Annotated in this window: 1 protein-coding gene and 1 pseudogene; both read right to left on the reverse strand. The window is 65.3% G+C overall.

Annotation, left to right across the window (positions count from 1 at the left end; translation table 11 throughout):
• Nucleotides 1–676 (reverse strand): annotated as a pseudogene (locus AC5RW2_RS41065) (DNA-directed RNA polymerase subunit beta'); the annotation flags it as partial.
• A gap of 118 nt (nucleotides 677–794) precedes the next feature.
• A partial coding sequence (gene rpoB, locus AC5RW2_RS41070; RefSeq protein WP_494075297.1) for a DNA-directed RNA polymerase subunit beta occupies nucleotides 795–3,937 on the reverse strand: 3,143 nt, incomplete at its 5' end.

Here is a 3,937-nt window from a genome sequence, read left to right on the forward strand (position 1 = left end):
AGCGGTCCCAGACCATGTCGAGGCGCTCGATCTCGGCGTCGGCACGCTTGCGCACGTTGGCCATCTGGCGGTCGGCGGAGTCGCGGGCCTTCTTCTTCTCGGCGGCCTTGGCGCCTTCGCCTTCCAGGCGGGCCAGTTCGTCCTCGAGGTCCTTGGCGATGGCCGCGATGTCGGAATCGCGGGTATCGGCCAGCTGCTTCTTCTCCAGGTCGTGCTCGGCCTGCAGGTTCGGCAGTTCCTCGTGACGGCGCTGGTCGTCCACGCTGGTGATCATGTAGGCGGCGAAGTAAATGACCTTTTCCAGGTCCTTCGGCGCCAAGTCGAGCAGGTAGCCCAGGCGGGACGGGACACCCTTGAAGTACCAGATGTGCGTGACCGGGGCGGCCAGCTCAATGTGGCCCATCCGCTCGCGGCGGACCTTGGCCCGGGTGACCTCGACGCCACAGCGCTCACAGATGATGCCCTTGAAGCGCACGCGCTTGTACTTGCCGCAGTAGCATTCCCAGTCGCGGGACGGGCCGAAGATCTTCTCGCAGAAGAGGCCGTCCTTCTCGGGCTTCAGGGTGCGGTAGTTGATAGTTTCCGGCTTCTTGACCTCGCCGTAGCTCCAGTCGCGGATGTCGTCCGCGGTGGCAAGGCCGATGCGCATGAGGCCGAAGGAGGATTCGCTGGACATATGGTCCCTGTTCTCTCTTGTTCTCTAAATCTGAAAGTCTGTCGGGTTACGGAAAGAGGGGATGGGCGCCTGGCCGGCTGAAGTGCGCGGGGCACCTTCTGCCGGCCGGCCGGCCCGACTAGACCTCTTCGACGGAACTCGGCTCGGCCCGCGACAGGTCGATGCCCAGCTCTTCCGCGGCCCGGAAGACTTCTTCATCCGAGTCACGCATTTCGATCGCGGTGCCGTCGGTGGAGAGAACCTCCACGTTCAGGCAGAGCGACTGCATTTCCTTGATCAACACCTTGAAGGATTCGGGAACGCCCGGCTCCGGGATGTTCTCGCCCTTGACGATCGCCTCGTAGACCTTGACGCGGCCGTGGATGTCGTCGGACTTGATGGTGAGCAGTTCCTGCAGGGTGTACGCGGCACCGTAGGCCTCCAGGGCCCACACTTCCATTTCGCCGAAGCGCTGGCCGCCGAACTGCGCCTTACCGCCCAGCGGCTGCTGGGTGATCATCGAGTACGGGCCGGTGGAGCGCGCGTGGATCTTGTCGTCCACCAGGTGGTGCAGCTTCAGGATGTACATGTAGCCCACGGACACCGGATCCGGGAACGGCTGGCCGGAGCGGCCGTCGAACAGACGCGCCTTGCCGGACGAACCGATCAGGCGGTCGCCGTCGCGGGTCGGAGTGGTCGAATCCAGCAGCCCGGTGATCTCGAACTCGCTGGCGCCGTCGAACACCGGGGTGGCCACCGTGGTGGGACCGGTCTGGCGCGGCAGGTCCGGCAGGTTCTTGGCCCAGTCCGGATTGCCTTCGATGTTCCAGCCCTGCTTGGCGGCCCAGCCGAGGTGGATTTCCAGCACCTGGCCCACGTTCATGCGGCCGGGAACACCCAGCGGGTTCAGCACAACGTCAACCGGCGTGCCGTCTTCCAGGAACGGCATGTCCTCGATCGGCAGGATCTTGGAGATGACGCCCTTGTTGCCGTGACGGCCGGCGAGCTTGTCGCCGTCGGTGATCTTGCGCTTCTGCGCCACGTACACGCGCACCAGCTGGTTGACGCCCGGGGGCAGCTCGTCGTCGTTGTCGCGATCGAAGATGCGCACGCCGATCACGGTGCCGGACTCGCCGTGCGGAACCTTCAGCGAGGTGTCGCGCACTTCGCGCGACTTCTCACCGAAGATCGCGCGCAGCAGGCGCTCTTCCGGAGTCAGCTCGGTCTCGCCCTTCGGGGTAACGCGACCCACCAGGATGTCGCCGGCGTCCACCTCGGCGCCGATGTGGATGATGCCGCGCTCGTCCAGCTGGGAGAGCACTTCCTCGGACACGTTCGGGATGTCGCGGGTGATTTCCTCGGCACCGAGCTTGGTGTCGCGGGCATCAACCTCATGCTCCTCGATGTGGATGGAGGTCAGCACGTCGTCGGAGACCACACGCTGGGAGAGGATGATCGCATCCTCGTAGTTGTGGCCTTCCCAGGACATGAACGCCACCAGCAGGTTCTTGCCCAGCGCCAGTTCACCCTGATCGGTGGACGGGCCGTCGGCAATGATGCTGCCGGCTTCCAGTCGCTGGCCCTCGGAGACGAGGACGCGCTGGTTGTAGGCGTTGCCCTGGTTGGAGCGGGCGAACTTCATGATCGGGTACCGGGTCTCGGTGCCGTCGTCGTTCAGCGCCGTGACCAGGTCTGCAGAGACCTCGGTCACCACGCCCGGCTTGGCAGCAACCACGGAGTCGCCGGCGTCAACGGCCGCGTAGCGCTCCATGCCGGTGCCCACCAGCGGGGCTTCCGAACGCAGCAGCGGCACAGCCTGGCGCTGCATGTTGGCGCCCATCAGTGCACGGTTGGCGTCGTCATGCTCCAGGAACGGAATCAGGGCGGTTGCCACGGACACCATCTGGCGCGGGGAAACGTCCATGTAGTCGACCTCGTCGGCCGGCACGAGTACCGGCTCGCCGCCGCCGCCGCGCTCACGGCTGAGGACCAGGTCTTCTTCGAAGTGCAGGTCCTCGGTGAGCGGAGCGTTCGCCTGGGCGATCACGCACTCGATCTCGTCGTCGGCGGTCAGGTAGTCCACCTGGTCGGTGACCTGCCCGTTGACGACCTTGCGGTACGGAGTCTCAATGAAACCGAAGGCATTGATGCGGCCGTAGGACGCCAGCGAGCCGATCAGGCCGATGTTCGGGCCTTCCGGAGTCTCGATCGGGCACATCCGGCCGTAGTGCGAGGGGTGCACGTCACGGACTTCCATGCCGGCACGGTCGCGGGACAAACCGCCCGGGCCCAGCGCGGACAGACGGCGCTTGTGCGTCAGGCCGGCCAGCGGGTTGTTCTGGTCCATGAACTGGGACAGCTGCGACGTGCCGAAGAACTCCTTGATCGCAGCCACCACGGGGCGGATGTTGATCAGGGTCTGCGGGGTGATCGCCTCCACGTCCTGGGTGGTCATGCGTTCGCGGACCACGCGCTCCATGCGGGAGAGACCGGTGCGGACCTGGTTCTCGATCAGCTCGCCGACCGCGCGGATGCGGCGGTTGCCGAAGTGGTCGATGTCGTCGATCTCGACGCGGAGGTCGACGTCGGCGCCGTCGCGCTTGCCCGGAATGGTGGCTTCGCCGGCGTGCAGGGCAACCAGGAACTTGATCATGGCGACAATGTCGTCATTGTTCAGGACCGAGGCGTCCGGATCGGTCAGCGGCTTGTCGATGCCCAGCTTGCGGTTGATCTTGTAGCGACCAACCTTGGCCAGGTCGTAGCGCTTCGGGTTGAAGTACAGGTTGTCCAGCAGCGACTGGGCAGCCTCGACTGTCGGCGGCTCGCCCGGACGCAGCTTCCGGTAGATGTCCAGGAGGGCTTCCTCCTGGGTCTGGGTGGCGTCCTTCTCCAGCGTGGCGCGGATCGAGTCGTACTCGCCGAAGGTCTCCAAGATCTGGCCTTCGGTCCAGCCCAGCGCCTTCAGCAGCACGGTCACGGACTGCTTGCGCTTGCGGTCAAGGCGCACGCCGACCTGGTCGCGCTTGTCGATTTCCAGCTCGAACCAGGCGCCCCGGGACGGGATGATCTTCGCGGTGAAGATGTCCTTGTCGCTGGTCTTGTCGGCGGTCTTCTCGAAGTAGGCGCCCGGCGAGCGGACCAACTGGGAGACGACGACGCGCTCGGTGCCGTTGATGACGAAGGTGCCCTTGTCGGTCATCAGCGGGAAGTCGCCCATGAACACGGTCTGCTGCTTGATCTCGCCCGTGTTGTTGTTCATGAACTCGGCCTTGACGTACAGCG

This window comes from Arthrobacter sp. B0316-1-20, from assembly GCF_059091865.1.